This is a genomic window from Candidatus Defluviilinea gracilis, from assembly GCA_016716235.1.
Classification (GTDB): domain Bacteria; phylum Chloroflexota; class Anaerolineae; order Anaerolineales; family Villigracilaceae; genus Defluviilinea; species Defluviilinea gracilis.
Genome location: JADJWS010000001.1, coordinates 257,652 through 272,156, shown reverse-complemented (window position 1 = coordinate 272,156; position 14,505 = coordinate 257,652). Strand labels below are relative to the sequence as shown.

The window sequence follows — 14,505 nt, the reverse complement described above, 5'->3', positions numbered from 1 at the left end:
AATACGCCTCTTCATCAGTGTGTGGAAAATGACATCACGCTCGGTGAAATTTGTAATGCCTTGAGAGCGGTGTGGGGTGAATATGTGGCGGAAGGATTCTAGGGTTTGAAAAATAGCCGAAAATGATGACGAATGTACCGTAAACTTAATCCGAAAATACATGGATAGATTTTTCGCCTGCGAATAAAATCCTCCTCGCGCCAAAAGGAGTCTCCCATGTCGAAAATCGATTCCCTTGTACAGGACTTTCTCGCCCAGAAGAGCATTGCCATTGTCGGCGTTTCAGATCGGCGCGAAACGGGGTGCAACCTCGCGTATGAAAAATTCAAAACGAGCGGATATCGCGTCTACGCGGTCAACCCGCGCCTCGCATCTTTTCAAGGCGACGCCTGCTACCCCAACCTAAAATCCATCCCTGAAAAACCAGACGCCGTTTTCATCCTTGCCAGCCCCAAAGTGACCCATCAGATCGTCGATCAATGCGTGGACCTGGGGATCAAACACGTGTGGATGCACTGCATGATGGGGACCAAACCCGGTCTGGCGGCAGGCATCACCAGCGTCTCGCAAGAAGCGGTGAAGATGTGCAAAGCCAACGGCATCGCGGTCATACCGGGGACGTGCCCGAATCAGTTCTTGAAACCCGATTTTAGTCACAAAATGATGCGCGGTATGTGGCGCGCGCTGGGGTTCATGAATTCGGCGTAGCGACCGACAATCCTCCATCGTGTTGATACCATTCACTTAGCCGCAGAAATTGCTGAGAAAAAACTCTGCCGTCTCTGCGGTTACTCGTATTCGGAAATCAGCCTCATTTCAAATATCCCGCGAACCTATGATAAAATACCCCGCCGAGCGACGTACCCTTCGCTCGAAAATCCAATTTTGAAAGAAAGGGCTTAAACAATGAAAGTAATGCTGGTTAAAGACGTATACAAATTGGGGCGCGCGGGGGACGTGAAAAAAGTCGCCGACGGTTATGGACGTAACTTTCTATTGCCGCAGGGGCTGGCTGTCCTTGCCACGGCGGGAGCGCTCAAACAAGTCGAAAAGATTCGCTCGCAGGCTGAGATCCGACGAACCGAACTCAATAGCGAACTTAAAGACCTGGCAACCCAGATCGGCGCCGTTGTGCTGAGCTTCCCCGCCAAAGCGGGCGAGACCGGAAAACTCTACGGCTCGATCACCACGCAAGATGTGGCAACCGCCATCTCCGAACAGACCCGCTATGAAGTCAAGAAACAACAAGTCGACATGCAACCGATCCGCAACCTCGGCGAATTCAAAGCGCGTGTCCGCCTGACGATGGACCTCGTCCCCGAAGTGAAAGTCATCGTCTACCGCGAGGGCGAAGCGCATGAGGATGGCGCGGCAGAAGCAACAGAAGCGGAAGCGCCTGTTGAAACACCCGCCGAATCCGCTGAAACATCCGCATCGTAAGGAAAACCTCTCCATTCATACATCACCAGCAAGTTCCCGTTGGATGGGGCGCTGGTGATGTTTGCTTTATTCATGAGATGGCAGTATCTTAGCCGCAGAGTTCACTGAGACCATTGAGAGAACTCTTGTTTTCTCCGCGATCTCTGTGGCAGATGTATCCCAATGCAAACCATCGGTCAGAAACTCAAACAAGCCCGCGAAGCCAAACACCTCACGCTCGAAAAAGTTTTCGAAGCCACACGCATTCGCGTCCCCTATGTGCAAGCGCTCGAAGCGGACGATCTGTCCTCCATGCCCTCGCCTGTGCAGGCGCGCGGCTATCTCCGCAATTACGCGGAATTTCTTGGTTTGAATTTTGACCAACTGCTGGAGGAGATGCGCGTCGCGAGCAAGCCGTCGGATGAAATGATCACGCCGATGGATTCGACTCCTGTGATGGCGGATTCAACGCCTCAACTTGATTCGCCTCAGCAAACGACGCCTCTTTCCACGGGTCAGCCTGTTCGCCGCAAAAAAGCGGACTCGAAGCCTGCGACCGACTCTTCCCCCTCCAAGCCGACACGCCGCAAGAAAGCGGAGCCTAAACCTGCGACAAATTCCTCGCCTTCCAAACCCCGGCGCGAGCGTAAAAAAGCCGAACCCGAGGCAGAGCCTGCCATCGCGCCTCAGCCTGAAAGTGTCGAAGAACCGGTTACGTTAATCGAGCCTGAGCCTGTCATCGAACCAGTTGACGCGGCTCAAGCGGCAGAAGCTCCTGCTCCCGATGTGAGCGATAATATCTGGCAATCGTGGCTGGATCGACTAAATTCCGCTGTTTCAATGCGAGTGAAACGAAAAGAAGACGCGCAGCCTTCAACCGATCTTCCGCAAGTTGAATCTTCTCAAACTCTCGACACAACTCAGGATCAATCGTCAACGAGCCTGCCGGAAGACTCCCAGTCATCCTCTTTGATCTTCAAAGAGATCGGCAACGAACTACGCAATCGACGCGAGACCCTTAGCCTGCACCTCGGCGAAGTGGAAAGGAATACGCGCGTCAAAGCGCATTACCTTGAAGCGCTCGAACTGGGCGACATGGATAAACTTCCCTCCACTGTGCAGACGCGTGGCATGTTGTCCAACTATGCGTCCTTCCTCGACCTCGACGTGGATGCCATCCTCCTGCGGTTTGCCGATGCATTACAGACCCGGCATCGCGAACAAAACCCGCAACGGCCTGCGCGGAAACCGGGCGAACCGATTGTCTCTACTATTCCGCCGTTACGCACCTTCATCGCGGGCGATATGATCTTCGGCATTGGAAGCGCCATTCTTCTGGTCGGGTTTCTGATCTGGGGCATCACCTGGATCGTGAACCGGCAAAACGAGCAGGAGATTCAACCCACCGCGCCATCCATTTCCGATGTGTTGCTTGCCACCGTCGATCCATCCTTGTTCACGCCGACAGCCACGCTGGCGTTGATCGAGGAGAGCGAGCCTACGGTCACCATCGTGATCCCGACCCAGAACCTGAACGTGAATGTGCAGGTGAACTTGATCGCCGTCGAACGGACGTATATGCGCGTGATCGTGGATGGGGAGGAAGTGTTCAACGGGCGCGTGATCCCCGGCACGGCGTATCCGTTTGAGGCGGAGGAGCAAGTTGAAGTGTTGGCGGGAAGCGGCGCCGCGCTCCGCATTGTGTACAACGGGCGCGACCTTGGATTGCTGGGCGGGTTTGGTCAGGTCGTGAGCAACATCTACCGCGAGGAGGAGATCGTCACTCCCACGGCTTTACCCACGCAACCGCCGACGATCACACCTACGCCGACAGCCACTGTGCCGCCCTCAAGAACGCCGATCCCATCCGCCACGCCTGGAATAACAGCAACACCGTAGAGCGAGGTTTATCTCGTTTTGCATAAGGAAAATTGTCTTGTCTAAAAACACCTTTCACCTCGTTTCACTTGGTTGCGCCAAAAATACCGTCGACTCGGATTCGATGGCGCAACTTCTCGTCCGCGATGGCTATCATGCGGTGGACAATCCTTCTCACGCCCATGTGTTGATCGTGAATACATGCGGCTTCATCGGGCCCGCAAAGCAGGAGTCGCTGGATGTCTTGCGCGAACTTGCCGACGGCAAGAAAAAGAATCAAATCCTTATCGCGGCGGGATGTCTCACTCAACGGTACGGCTCTGAAGTTGCCGAAAAAGTCCCCGGCATTGATGGTGTTCTCGGCACGCGCCGTTGGATGGATATTGTTCAAGTGGTGCGCGAACTCCGCAAGACTCCTCACCCCGAACCGATCTATCATTTGCCCGAAGCCAAAACCGTTGGCACAGATGAACAGGATGCGTTACGCGCCTCGGTGGCAGGCGCGAGCGCGTACGTGAAAGTTGCGGATGGATGCCGCCGCCCGTGCGCGTTCTGCGCGATTCCGCTCATCAAAGGGACGGCTGTCTCGCGCCCTGTGAATTTGATCGTCGATGAAGCGAGGCGTCTGCGGGATGCCGGTGTGCGCGAGTTGATCCTGATCGCGCAAGATACTACAGATTACGGTCACGACTTGGGGATGAAAGATGGCTTGGCGGTTTTGCTGGAGGAACTCACAACGAAAGTTCCCGACATGGATTGGCTCCGCATCATGTATGCGTATCCCGGCTATGTAACGGATCGCTTGATCGACGTGATGGCTTCTAGCAAACAAGTCCTTCCGTACCTCGATATGCCGCTTCAACACGCGCATCCGAAGACGTTATACCGAATGCGAAGACCCTCGAACATTGACTGGGTGCATCGCACGCTTGACAAGATGCGTTCTCGCATTTCAAACCTCGCCATTCGCACGACGTTTATCGTTGGGTATCCCGGCGAAACCGACGAGGAATATCAGGCGTTGGTTGATTTCGTGAAAGAGATCCGCTTCGACCGCGTGGGAACGTTCCAATTCTCGTTCGAGCCCGGGACCACGAGTGAGCCGCTTGGCGACCCAATTCCCGCCGAAGTGAAGCAAGCGCGCTATGAACAGTTGATGGAACTGCAACAGGGCATTTCGATGCAGGTCAACCAATCGTATGTTGGCAAAACGTTGGATGTGTTGGTGGAGGGGCGCGATAAAGGAATTACCATTGGGCGCTCGTACCGCGACGCGCCGGAGATCGACGGGTTGGTGTTCATCGAAGGCGAGGCGAAGATCGGCGAGATCGTGCCGGTCAAGATTACCGGCGCGATGGCGTATGACTTGACCGGAGTCCCTGCGCAGGAGTTGATTCGGTTGTAAGCCGTACCGCAAGATTGATCTTGCCTGTTTGCTTTCTTTCGATGCGCGATCGCAAAGTGAACTTTGCGGCACGAAATGTCCACGAGTGGATTTGGTTGTAAACCGTACCGCAAGATTGATCTTGCGTGTTTGCTTTCTTTCGATGCGCGATCGCAAAGTGAACTTTGCGGCACGAAATGTCCCACGAGTGGATTTGGTTGTAAGCCGCACCGCAAGATTGATCTTGCCTGTTTGCTTTCTTTCGATGCGCGATCGCAAAGTGAACTTTGCGGCACGAAATGTCCACGAGTGGATTTGGTTGTAAACCGTACCGCAAGATTGATCTTGCGTGTTTGCTTTCTTTCGATGCGCGATCGCAAAGTGAACTTTGCGGTACGAAATGTCCACGAGTGGATTCGAGGGTAAGCCGTACCGCAAGATTGATCTTGCGTGTTTGCTTTCTTTCGATGCGCAATCGCAAAGTGAACTTTGCGGTACGAATTGCCCCACGAGTGAATCAAATTGCAGAATAACAGAAACAGCCCGCCCCTGAGAGAGGGGCGGGCTGTTTTGCGTGTTGAAAAAATGCTTTCTCAGGACATCCCAACCACTATGCAGCTCTTGCGACAGCCGTCGCGGCGAGGAGGAGTATCCCCAAAACGAGGTTGATTTGAATGAGCCTCGTCTCGCGGCGGCGCAGGGATTCCAGTTCTTGTGAATTGTCTGTTTTTTTCGATTTGACGAGGGCGCGGTGCAGGGCGGGGGTAACGTCCCAGGTTTGGATGGCGGTGGCGACGATCACGAACATGCCAAGAAGATGTTTGGCGAGGATTGCCAGCGACCATTGCGTGCTGGTGGATAGAAAGCCATCGTAGTGCGGGTTGACGCTCATTTGGAATAAGCCGGTGAGAACCAGCAAACTGAGGCTGAACCATGCGAGGGGTTCGAATCGTTTTTGAATGGCTTCGATCAACGCGAGTTGCGCGTTCGTTTCAAGCGCGCGCTTCATGGCGGGCAGGAGGAGGAACGCGATGGCTGAAAGGTTGCCCACCCACATGACCGTGGCAATAAAATGAAGCCAATAGGTGATTACGATCGCCCAGTTGGGGGGAGGCGTCATGGTGATGGGATTGGCGTTTCAGTCGGCGTTTCGGTTGGCGTATCGGCGGGCGGCGGTCCGCCGGTGGTTGGGGTTTCGGTGGGTATCAAAGGCTCGGGTGTGGCGGTGGCAGGGTAGCAGGCTTCTGTGGCTTCGTTAAGTCCTTTTTGAGCGGCGCTATCGAGCGCGCCGACTCCCTGCGCGTTGGTGTATTGGGTATACGCGCCGCAGTAATCGCCTTTGGCAAGCAGTTCGTCTCCGTAGCGCATGGAGGCAAATTGATAGCGGGTGGTGGCGTACATGGTGCCATCCCACAGACCCGCCCAGCCGCGATACACCTGGTCGAAGTAAAAGACGGCTTGTTGCCAATCCAATTCCCAGAACGACGCGCCGATGAGGTAGATGCGCGCGCCTTCGCGCAATCCGCTGGCGTCGCGGTCGATGGTTCCGAATCGTTCCGCCAGCGCGATCTGATAAATGCCGCCTTCGAGATTCCCCGAATTGATGAGGTTCACGCCGTAGTTGCGCAGGGCGAAGTAGTACATGCCGTCTACGAGGGAGGTTTGATAGGTTGGATCGAGTTTGCGCATTTCATCGAGCGCACCGATGGCGCTGGGCCAATCTTGCGCCGCGATGAGTTGTTGCGCGCGCGCGTAGGCTTCCTCCGCGCCGCTGAAATCTGGCGTGGGCGTGAGCGAGGGGGTCGGCGTGGGCGTTGGCTGGTTCATCAACACCAACACGTTGGTCAATTGCTGTTGCGCGTCGGGAAAGGATGGGTCGTGCTGGATGATCCACTCGAGGCGCTGTTTGGCGTTTTCGTATCGTCCGAATTGAATGTCCACCAGCGCAAAGGTGAATTGCTCGCTGAGTTGTTCGCTCATCACCGAGGCTTGATACCCCTGGCGTGTGCCGATGCCGGAACGAAACCCGCTAAATATGGCAATGGCAAGGAGAACGATCACGCCCAGCGCGTTGAACAGGAATCGTTTGCCGCGACCGGGTTTTGTAACTTTGATGTTTGGTTGTGTGCTTCCAAGATCTTCAGACATTTGAAATTTTTTCTCTTTTCATTTTTGGGGGTGTAGTTGGCGTTCTCTCACGCCAACGGGACGTTACACCTGCCCTGGCGGGCGGTGCCAGGGGAGAACGTCCCCTACACGACAGAAGATTATATCAGCCTTGATTTTAGAGTTTTAACAACAATTTAATTTCCGACCAGATGATGGGCAGGCAGACGAGTCCGCCGATGGTCATACCAAGCAGCGCGGTCAGTACCGCCGAGCCGGGGATGTAAACCGCCAGCAGGTAGGCTGTCGTCCCGCCGATGACCGCCGCGACCAAACCTTTGATGACCGCGCTCCACACCACGATGGGTTCATGCATCCGCTTGCTGAGCCAGATGAAGAGGAAGATGGATTCGATGAGCAGGGCGATCTCCGCAAAGGCAATGACCGGGGCTCCGATAGGTTTGAACATCGTGATGCCAAGAGAACCGATGCCGATGAATAGCCCGAGCCTCAAAACGACCGCGTATAGCGGGAAGATCGGCTCCTTGCGCGCATAGAACGAACGCGCCGCGATCTCGTGGATCGAATAGCCTGTCAACGTGATGAGGTAGGCGCGCGTCGTCCACGTGATCAGCGCGGACATTTCCGCTTCGAAGCCGAATGCGGCGCGGACAAGCGGATTGATCCCCGCCGCCATCACCGCCGCAATGGGGATGGTGAGGGCGATCAAAACTCGAAGGGCGCGTTCGATCGCCAGGCGGAACTCATGCCACTTGTCGCGTGAAGCGAATTCTGAAAGTGTGGGGAGCATGGCGGTGGCGATCGCCGTCCCCAGCAGAGTCTCCGGCACTTGCATGATCATCCAACCGAAGGCGAGCGAGGTGACCGCGCCCTCCTGCCCGGTCAACGAGGCGAGATAGTCTCGGGCGATGACGATGAGTTGAATGCCTCCCATGGTGAGCAAACGCGGACCGAGCAGTTTGAGCGCTTCGAGCAAGCCGGTGTGACGCAGGTCAAGCACAGGAGTCCATTTGAAACCAAATTTGTGCAACGCGGGGACTTGCACTGCGAGGTGCAACGCCGCGCCGAGGATGACTCCGTACACGAGACCTTGAATGCCGAAGCGCGGCACAAACATGATCGCCCCGAAAATTTGACCGATGTTGTACATGGTGGGCGCGAGCGCGGGCAGGAGGAAATGCTGGTTGGCTTGCAGGCTTGCCATCACCAACCCGCTGATCGAAAAGATGATCGTGCTGACGAGGTTCAAGCGCATGATGTCTGCCACGAGCAGGCGCTGCTCTGCGGTGAATCCCGGTACGATCACGTGATCCACAAGTTGTTGCGCGAAAATAAAGACCAACGCCGCCACCGCGCCTGTGACAAGAAACGCGAGATTGGCAACGCGCGAGAACAGGTCCCATGCGGCTTCGCGTCCTTTCGTGGTGAGATAGTCGCTCATCAAGGGGATGAACGCCATCGAAAGCGCGCCGCCCGAGATGAGCGCAAATAACACATCGGGCACGTTGTTGGCGGAGTTGAATACGTCCAGCATGCCGACTTCGTCTGTGTAAATGCGTGAGATGATGCCCACGCGCGCGAAGGCGAGGATTTTATCCACGCCGAAGAAGGTGGCGATCAAAATGGAGGTGCGCGCTAAAAAGGAAAATTTATTCATTCGGCTTCTCGGGTTTCCACACGTTCAACGCATACGGCAGGGTATGCAAAAAGAGAAATGTCCGCCACGCCAGCCCGGGGAGCAGGATGTTGAAATCAAGCGAGTCGCGATAGACCCACATCCCCAGGAATATCAACGGCACGATGTTGAGCGCGGCGAGATAGGCTGGTAGAAATCGAGGATTATCTTTGCCTTTCCAGAAGATCGTAAAACTGAGAAATAGGATGAGCAACACAACGCCTACGTCGAGATACCCAACCCACCGTGGAACGGGAACGTCGGATGCGCTGGCGTATAACACCAGGTAGGTCGAAACGAGATAGGCGACGCACGCCATGAAAAGCAGGAAGCGGTTGGGTAAACGGATCATGTTATGGAACGTAGGGAGGCAACTCCATCACGCGGAATTGCCCGTCGCTTCCGCGCGATACGCGATATTCGAATTGCGAAACGGGCGGCATCTCGGTTTCCTCCGCGCCGCAACACGGACCCAACACGAACAGCGTTCCGTCTGGGTTGTTGAATTCCACCAGAAAGGTGAAAGCGCCGCCATCAGAGTTCTGTAGCGTGGCTGTGCGAACGGTTAGGCATTGTAATCCCGCGTTCTCACAAGCCCAACTCCACAGCGCGGCATGATCTTCGGGGTCTGCCGACGCATTGAAAACCTGCAATTGCTCATACTCGCCGCCGAAGAAAAGATCGGCTTTGGCATATTGCTTTGCGTTCAACAGGTCGAAGAACTGGGTCAGCAATACCTGCGCATCGCTGGCTGTGAATGGCGGCGATGTCGGCGCGGGAGTCGCTTGAGGCGCGCAACTGGCAAGGAAGAGTACGATGATCAATAAATATCTTTTCATCAAAACGTGCCCTGGATGATGCCGCCGTCCACGTTCAGCAAAACACCCGTGATGTATGACGCGGCGGGCGAGACGAGGAAGACGGCGGCGTTGGCAAACTCTTCGGGACGCGCCATCCTGCCGAGCGCGGTGGATTCAACTTGCATACGCTTCTCATCCGACGGGGAGGTCTGGTTCTTCTCTCCTCGAGCCTTCATCAACTCTTCGACTCGTTCCGTCTCCGTCCAGCCTGGCAGAATGGAGTTTAAACGGATTCCCTCCTTGCCCAGTTCCAACGCCAGCGACTTGGTCAGTCCCGCCGTCGCCGCGCGGACGCTGTTCGAGATGAGCAAATTCGGGATCGGTTGTTTGACCGAATACGAAGTGACCGTCAACACGCTCGCCGAATCGGATTTTCGCAAATGCGGCAACGCGGCTTTGATCAATCTCACATGACTCATTAGGCACAGGTCAATCCCTTTTTGCCACGCGGCATCATCGAGCGAATCGATCGAACCCGATTTCGGTCCGCCCGCGTTGGTGATGAGGATGTCGAGTCCGCCAAAGGCATCCACGGTTTGCTGGATCAACTTCTCAGGCACAGCGGGCAGACTCACATCGCCAGTCAAACCGATCACTTGCGCGCCCGTTTCTTTGCTAATCGTTTCCGCCGCGCGTTTTGCATTTGCCTCCTCGCGGCTGTTTACCGCCACGCGGCAACCTTCTTTCGCGAGGAGTAACGCGGTGGCATACCCAAGTCCGCGTGAGGAACTTGCCACGAATGCGCGTTTGTTTTTCAAGCCTAAATCCATAAGACTCCTTTTCTAAACACAAAGGATACGACGGTCATAAAGGAAAACCTTAGTGTACTTTGTGTCCTTTGTGTTTAAAGCATTTCGATCTTCGCGTCCCACACATCCCCATCCGTCCAATTCGCTTCCACCCATTTTGCCACATTCCCCAACGCGGACTGTAAAAATGCAACATCATTCCCCACCATCGCGCAGACGATGACCGCCTCATCCCATTTATCCTGCAAGTCCATTTCCGCGACGGAAACATTGAACTCGCGGTGCAAGCGCGAGATGAGCGGCTTGATCCATCCGCGCTTTTGTTTGAGGGAGGCGCAGGCGGGGAGGTGGAGGTGAATCGTGAGGGTGGCGATCATGCCGAAGTTTCGGAGTGAAGCGAGTCAAGAAATTGACGAGCCGTTTGAATTGAAATATTTTCGTGCATGCCCAAATCCAATAAATGATGGTCGCCGCTGACGATGACAGTTGCTTCGCCTTCCAAGGCAATGGCGATAAATTTTTCATCGTCGGGGTCTTGGGGAACGGTGCCTTGCGCATCTGCTTGACCAGAAACCAAAAGCGCGTCTTCGCGAAGCAGATTCGACATGGATTGTATGTCTTCGTTTGAGATGGAATACTTATCTGAAGAGGCAAGCTCCGCCATCACTCGTTCCGCTTTATAAATTGCCGATTCGCTGGTGATAACGATGAATTTCCTCTCCCGCCAGGCATCCATGATCTTTGCTGGAGCGGCTTTCTTTGAAAGCAACGCGCTAATGAGGATGTTGGTATCTATAACCACCCGCAGCATAGGTTACTCCCTGGCGCGTTTGATTGCCGCGGCAACATCCTCTTCGATTTCGCTCACAGGGCGCTCTGCCTGTTGATTGCGAATCTTATCCACGATCTGGAAGCGCGCTTCGCGTTCTGCCACCAGTTTCTGGTACATCTCGATGGGGATGATCGCCGCCATAGGTTTGCCCGACTTTTCCACAACAGCCACATCGCCTCCAAAACCAACTTTGCCGAGAATTTCAGCAAACTTCTGCCGAAGGTCTCTTGCGCCGATAAAAATGGTCATTTCAGCCTCCAAATCGCATAATCTCATTGTGTACACAATGAGCATTATCGTCTTTTATGTCGTTGCTGTCAAGCGCGCTTTTGTTTGGGGGAGGCGCAGGCGGGGAGATGGAGGTGAATGGCGAGGGTGGCGAGCATGGGTAAAGTATACAGGTCCACACGTAAACAGGTAAACACGCCATCTTTTTTCTTGTGTATGTGTCTACCTGTGTACTTATTTACGATTTACTAATTACACCTTACAATCCCTCGCATGGACATCGAAGCCGAATACAACAAAGCCCTCGACTATCTCTACTCGTTCGTGGATTATAGCCTGAAACATTCCTCTGAACTTGCCAAGGCGGAGTTTAACCTTGACCGCATGTACGCGTTGATGGAAGAACTCGGCAACCCGCAGAACATGTATCCCATCATTCACGTGGCAGGGACGAAGGGGAAGGGATCGGTGTGCGCGTTGTGCGCGTCGGCGTTGAAGGCGGCGGGATATAAAGTTGGGTTGTACACATCTCCGCATTTGTTGGATTTCTGCGAGCGGATTCAAGCGGATGGCGAGCCAATCTCACGCGAGTTGTTGGTTGAGTTGGTGGAGGAGATCAAGCCAGCCGTTGCGAAAATTCCGAAGTTGACGACTTTTGAAATTACAACTGCGCTTGGTTTTCTCGCGTTCGCAAAGCAGGGATGCAACGCGGCGGTGATCGAGGTCGGCTTGGGCGGGCGGCTCGACGCGACGAATATCGTCATGCCGAAAGTTTCGGTCATCACGTCGCTGTCGTATGATCATATGGCTGTGCTTGGAGATACGCTGGCAAAAATCGCGGGGGAGAAGGCGGGCATCATCAAGCGCGGCGTGCCTGTGGTTTCCTCCTCTCAAAAGGATGAAGCCCTCGAGATTTTGGAGCGCGTAGCCAGACTGGAGGATTCGAGTTTCACTTTGGTTGGGAAAGATATAAAAGTCTATCCGAATATCGGAGCGCGGACTTTTAGTCCGCCTAATGAGCGGACTTTCAGTTCTTCTAATAAGCGGACTGAAGTCCGCGTTCCGGAGTTTGAATCCATTGCTTCCTCATTGGATGGACAATCACTACGCATCGTTGACGACCTTCGACTTTCAACCTTCGACCTTCAACTGCCTTTACTCGGAAGCCATCAACTCGAAAACGCCGCCACCGCGTACGCCGCGCTCAAGGTCAGCGGGCTGGATGTTTCAGACGAGGCGATTCAAAAAGGATTTGCGCAAGTTAAGTGGAGAGCGCGGTTTGAAATTGCAAGAAGAGAGCCGCCTGTGATCTTTGATTCGGCGCACAACGAAGATTCGTTTGTGAAATTGCGCGAGACGCTTGACACTTACTTTCCAGACAAGAAAGCCTATCTCATCTTCGGCGCGTCGGAGGATAAAAATATCCCTGGGATGTTCGCCGCGATGAAACCGAAGATTCAGCGACTCATCGTCACGCGCGCCGACCATCCGCGGGCGCTGGAGGAGGAGAGAATCGTCGAGTTGGCGAGGCAGGCTGAGGTCCCATATGAAGCGGTGAGTCCCGTTGAGTCTGCGTTGAGGCGGGCGTTGGAGTTATCCGCAAAAGATGGCAGCATTGTGTTGTCCGCTGGAAGCATGTTTGTTACGGCGGAAGTGATGAGAGCATGGAAGAAATAAAACACAAGATGGTATGATTTCTACGCTGGGATTGCATTTACTCCACCTGTGTATGAACGGCGTCAATAACCATATGAGGCGCTTCAGGATCGCTCATGTTGCAGTTGTTGTTTATGTCGCTAGTATTACAACGCAAAGCGGCTCCCTACGCCGTCCCCGGCGCAGGGAGCCGGCGCAAAACGCCGCTGGGGACGGCGGCTTTGAGCGTGACCTCGCGCTGTAATACTAGGGAGAGTCAATTAAAAACGTGAAACTCCAAGGCCCATTATGTTGCCTGGTCATCAAATCTCTGAAAGTATTTCTCAAGGTTCTATCGCCAAAGTATTCTATCGGCGTCCGAACCAGGGCTATATTTTTTATTCCTGTTACTTCCATGCACTCGAACCCAATAAATTGGTGTTTTTCAGCCATTTGGAGGCGCAATATTTCACAATCAGAATAATCTATTTCGTACAAGAATATACTGTTTATTACTAACGTGATCTCCCGAAATGTAGGATCGGGACGCACAAAAATTAGATACTGGCAACGACCGGTTACCTCACCTTCGCTGGAATATAACCATCTTATGGTTCCTTCTTCGATTGGGGAAATCTGATACTCGTCGAATTGTATATAGGTAGATTCGGGGTTATTAGGGCTGGTCAACATCCAATCGCTTGCATCTGGAAGATCATAACAAATTTCAAGGCGATAATTTATCCCCTCGGGTTGAGACCTCGTTAGTTCCATATTGAGCCCGTTAGCATGAATGCTTGGATATGCATTGGATGGAGTTTCTTGCAATGAGTAGGTACTCAACGTAGAGCCGATTAAGAGACCGATAAGAAAAGGCAGTAGAAGTCCGAATAAACGACTAATTCGAATCTTAGATAAGTTTTTTTGCATTGCTATTCCTAATGGCTACGGCACGCAAGGGAAGCGCACAATTTCCTTGCGTGCCGTATATTATTGATATCTGTAGTAGCAGTAGCCAGGCGACTCTATGGTGTGGAGCCTTTGATTTCAAATTCCCAAGGTCCAAGACGCGCATCTGCGATAACCTCGTACGCTATATTTCGCGCGGCCAGTTCCGTCATGCTAGAAGGTTTTGCAAGAATATCAATGCCTGACTGCCCATTGCCGACATTACACCTAATCTTTATACCGCTATTTGCTTCGTCCAGTTTGTTTTGAATTGCTGGACAATCCAGCATCTCGGGCGGGGATACTGAGATTTGCCGAAGGGTCAATTTAACATCTTGCGCATCTTTGTCAACGACAACGGGGAAAAGTAAGTATTCACAACGCTCTATCTTCCTGCCATCAGGTGATGGTATCCAATTAATCGTTCCCTCCTCAACAGGAAAGAAGATCTCGTCAGTTATGCTGAGTATTACTTCGTCGCCACGATTTGCAATGAGCCAGTCTCGGCTATCTGGCAAAGTAAAGCATAGATCCACTTGATAATTTTCGCCGCTCTGATGAGCCGCAATCAGTCGGAATGTTATGTCGCTTACCGTTACCTGATTCGCTTGGTTTGCAAGATTTAATGTCTCAAAGTCTGGCTGGGTGAAGTACCTCATATTCTCTCGCGCCGATGCTTCTGTGATTTGGAAAATCAGTCCAGCAATTGCAACCAATGCAATTAACCATATAGTTGTGGTAGTTTTTTGTTGCTTAAACATGCTAACTCC

The 14,505-nt window shown here is 53.4% G+C and carries 16 protein-coding genes; 5 read left to right on the top strand and 11 right to left on the bottom strand.

Annotated features, from left to right (window positions below):
- Positions 1 to 216: 216 nt before the first annotated feature.
- From IPM31_01315 to rimO, 4 genes are all read left to right on the top strand, one after another.
- Positions 217 to 708 (top strand): CoA-binding protein, encoded by a 492-nt coding sequence (locus IPM31_01315; protein ID MBK9005608.1) that lies wholly within the window; start codon positions 217 to 219, stop codon positions 706 to 708.
- Positions 709 to 915: 207 nt separating this feature from the next.
- Positions 916 to 1,440: a 50S ribosomal protein L9 gene (locus IPM31_01310; protein ID MBK9005607.1), complete on the top strand. Its 525-nt coding sequence runs from the start codon at positions 916 to 918 to the stop codon at positions 1,438 to 1,440.
- Between the two features lie 162 nt (positions 1,441 to 1,602).
- Positions 1,603 to 3,318, top strand: coding sequence for a DUF4115 domain-containing protein (locus IPM31_01305; GenBank protein ID MBK9005606.1), 1,716 nt, complete (start codon positions 1,603 to 1,605; stop codon positions 3,316 to 3,318).
- A 37-nt stretch (positions 3,319 to 3,355) separates the two neighbouring features.
- The gene (gene rimO, locus IPM31_01300) at positions 3,356 to 4,702 is read left to right on the top strand and encodes a 30S ribosomal protein S12 methylthiotransferase RimO (protein MBK9005605.1); all 1,347 of its coding nucleotides are present in this window, start codon (positions 3,356 to 3,358) and stop codon (positions 4,700 to 4,702) included.
- A gap of 589 nt (positions 4,703 to 5,291) precedes the next feature.
- Here rimO and IPM31_01295 read toward each other — a convergent pair.
- The 9 genes from IPM31_01295 to IPM31_01255 form a co-directional block, all read right to left on the bottom strand.
- Entirely contained in the window at positions 5,292 to 5,801 is a 510-nt protein-coding gene (locus IPM31_01295; GenBank protein ID MBK9005604.1) for a CopD family protein, read from the bottom strand.
- Positions 5,798 to 6,829 carry a hypothetical protein gene (locus IPM31_01290; protein MBK9005603.1) on the bottom strand — a complete coding sequence of 344 codons (1,032 nt, stop codon included), beginning with the start codon at positions 6,827 to 6,829 and terminating at the stop codon, positions 5,798 to 5,800. The genes IPM31_01295 and IPM31_01290 overlap by 4 nt, the downstream gene beginning before the upstream one ends.
- A 136-nt stretch (positions 6,830 to 6,965) precedes the next feature.
- Positions 6,966 to 8,465, bottom strand: a complete 1,500-nt coding sequence (locus IPM31_01285) for a murein biosynthesis integral membrane protein MurJ (GenBank protein MBK9005602.1) — start codon at positions 8,463 to 8,465, stop codon at positions 6,966 to 6,968.
- A complete protein-coding gene (locus IPM31_01280; protein ID MBK9005601.1) occupies positions 8,458 to 8,835 on the bottom strand; it encodes a hypothetical protein in 378 nt (125 codons plus the stop codon). Before IPM31_01280 ends, IPM31_01285 begins: the two co-directional genes overlap by 8 nt.
- A gap of 1 nt (position 8,836) precedes the next feature.
- Entirely contained in the window at positions 8,837 to 9,322 is a 486-nt protein-coding gene (locus IPM31_01275; GenBank protein MBK9005600.1) for a hypothetical protein, read from the bottom strand.
- Complete coding sequence (locus IPM31_01270; GenBank protein ID MBK9005599.1) at positions 9,322 to 10,113, bottom strand: SDR family oxidoreductase; 792 nt, start codon at positions 10,111 to 10,113, stop codon at positions 9,322 to 9,324. Before IPM31_01270 ends, IPM31_01275 begins: the two co-directional genes overlap by 1 nt.
- Before the next feature lie 74 nt (positions 10,114 to 10,187).
- Positions 10,188 to 10,469, bottom strand: a complete 282-nt coding sequence (locus IPM31_01265) for a DUF503 domain-containing protein (GenBank protein ID MBK9005598.1) — start codon at positions 10,467 to 10,469, stop codon at positions 10,188 to 10,190.
- On the bottom strand, positions 10,466 to 10,903 hold the full coding sequence (locus IPM31_01260) for a putative toxin-antitoxin system toxin component, PIN family (GenBank protein ID MBK9005597.1): 438 nt from the start codon (positions 10,901 to 10,903) through the stop codon (positions 10,466 to 10,468). The genes IPM31_01265 and IPM31_01260 overlap by 4 nt, the downstream gene beginning before the upstream one ends.
- Before the next feature lie 3 nt (positions 10,904 to 10,906).
- A complete protein-coding gene (locus tag IPM31_01255) occupies positions 10,907 to 11,173 on the bottom strand; it encodes a type II toxin-antitoxin system Phd/YefM family antitoxin (protein ID MBK9005596.1) in 267 nt (88 codons plus the stop codon).
- A 252-nt stretch (positions 11,174 to 11,425) separates the two neighbouring features.
- Here IPM31_01255 and IPM31_01250 point away from each other — a divergent pair, with 252 nt between their 5' ends.
- Entirely contained in the window at positions 11,426 to 12,829 is a 1,404-nt protein-coding gene (locus tag IPM31_01250; GenBank protein MBK9005595.1) for a bifunctional folylpolyglutamate synthase/dihydrofolate synthase, read from the top strand.
- A 225-nt stretch (positions 12,830 to 13,054) separates the two neighbouring features.
- On the opposite strand, the gene IPM31_01245 is transcribed toward IPM31_01250, so the two are convergent.
- Positions 13,055 to 13,717 carry a hypothetical protein gene (locus IPM31_01245; protein MBK9005594.1) on the bottom strand — a complete coding sequence of 221 codons (663 nt, stop codon included), beginning with the start codon at positions 13,715 to 13,717 and terminating at the stop codon, positions 13,055 to 13,057.
- Between the two features lie 95 nt (positions 13,718 to 13,812).
- On the bottom strand, positions 13,813 to 14,496 hold the full coding sequence (locus IPM31_01240) for a hypothetical protein (protein ID MBK9005593.1): 684 nt from the start codon (positions 14,494 to 14,496) through the stop codon (positions 13,813 to 13,815).
- Between the last annotated feature and the right edge of the window lie 9 nt (positions 14,497 to 14,505).